The 1,728-nt window shown below is 69.3% G+C and carries 2 protein-coding genes; one reads left to right on the forward strand and one right to left on the reverse strand.

Annotation, left to right across the window (positions count from 1 at the left end; genetic code table 11):
• The coding region (locus ABI213_RS04070) for a response regulator (RefSeq protein WP_348026173.1) at nucleotides 1-1,354 on the forward strand (1,354 nt) is incomplete at its 5' end.
• A gap of 67 nt (nucleotides 1,355-1,421) precedes the next feature.
• On the opposite strand, the gene ABI213_RS04075 is transcribed toward ABI213_RS04070, so the two are convergent.
• Nucleotides 1,422-1,728, reverse strand: a 307-nt coding sequence (locus tag ABI213_RS04075; RefSeq protein ID WP_348026175.1) for an EamA family transporter, incomplete at its 5' end; no start/stop codon positions are given.

Consider the following 1,728-nt stretch of genomic DNA (forward strand, 5'->3'; position numbering starts at 1 on the left):
CGAGGCAGGCGACGCTATCGCCCCTGGGCGGGTGCAACTGCGCTTTGAAGTGCGCGACACCGGCATCGGCATGACCACCGCGCAGTCGGCCAAGCTGTTCCAGGCCTTTAGCCAGGCCGACGGCTCGGTGACCCGCAAGTACGGCGGCACCGGACTAGGCCTGGCCATCACCCGCGGCCTGGTGGAGCGCATGGGCGGCGACATCCGCGTGCACAGCGAGCCCGGCGTGGGCAGCTGCTTCAGCTTCCAAATATGGTTTGGTCTGGCCGACCCGGCCACGCTCCCCGCCGCCCCCGACCACGCGCCCGCCCGCCTGGACGGCCTGCGCCTGCTGCTGGCCGAAGACAACGACATCAACCAGCAAATCGCCGTGGAGCTACTACAGGCTGCTGGGGCCGAGGTGACGGTGGCCGCTAACGGCCGCATCGCGCTGGACCTGCTGGCCGCCGCCTCCCCCGAGCACTTTCACGCCGTGCTGATGGACCTGCAAATGCCGGAAATGGGCGGGCTGGAGGCCACCCAGCAGATCCGCGCCAACCCGCGCTATGCCGACCTGCCCGTCATCGCCATGACCGCCCACGCCCTGCGCGAAGAGCGCGAACGCTGCCTGGTAGTGGGCATGGTGGAGCACATCACCAAGCCGTTGGACCCGCCCACCCTGCTGCACACCGTGCTGCGCTGGGCCCGCCCTGCCGACCCCACCCAGGGGGCCGGCGCAGCAGTGCCTGCCCAGGTGCCCGACGCTGCGCCTAGTCTGCGCTGGACCCCACTGCCCGGCCTGGATACCGCCACCGGGCTGCGCCGTGTGGCGGGCAATGAAAAGCTCTATTTGCACTTGCTGCAGCAGTTTGCCCAGCACCACGCCAACGCGCCGCAGCGCGCCCAGACGGCCCTGGAGCAGGGCGACCAGGCCACCCTGCAGCGCGTGGTCCACACCGCCAAAGGCGTGGCGGGCAACATCGGCCTGACCGACCTGGCCGCCGCCGCGTTGGCGCTGGAAGAGGCCTTGCACCGCCACGGCGATGTCCCCGCCGCCATGGCCCGCCTGCAGACCGAGAACAACCGCGCCCAGGCCGCCCTGCACACCCTGCTGCACGAGCACATGGCCGCGCCCAGCGAGGCCGAGCCCACCGCCATGGTGGACATGGTCGATGCCCGCGACATCGGCCAGCAGTTGCTGCGCCTATTGGTCGACAGCGATGGCGAGGCGGTGGAACTGCTGCTGAAGCATGCCGCCAGCCTGCGCAGTCTGTTCGACGTCGGCGGTTACCCGGCCTTCCAGACCGCCGTCACCAGTTTTGACTTTGAAGAAGCCACCGACCAGCTGCAGGCCGCGCTGGAGCGTGCCGCCTAAAACTATGCTTTTGATAGCTTCTGCCGCAGGTGGAATGTGCGCTAGATGCCAATTTGGCCACTAAAAACTAAGGCGTCACCACCAGCTCTTTGGTGCGCTCCTGGCGCACCACCCACAGGCCAAAAGCAATCACAATCGCTCCGCCCAGCAGCGTGCTCTGGTCGGGCGCGGTGTGCCACAGCAGGCCGTCCAGCGCCATGCCCCAGGCCAGCGCGGTGTACTCAAACGGGGCCACCACGGCGGCCTGCCCGTAGCGAAACGCCTGGGTGATGGCCAGCTGCCCGGCAAAGCCGCTCACCGCAATCACCGCCAGCACCGGCGCGTCCCCGGGCTGCACCGCCACCCAGTGCGGCCAGGCCAGCACCCCGGCCCCC

This window comes from Rhodoferax sp. (assembly GCF_039922535.1).
Classification (GTDB): Bacteria; Pseudomonadota; Gammaproteobacteria; order Burkholderiales; family Burkholderiaceae_C; genus Rhodoferax_B.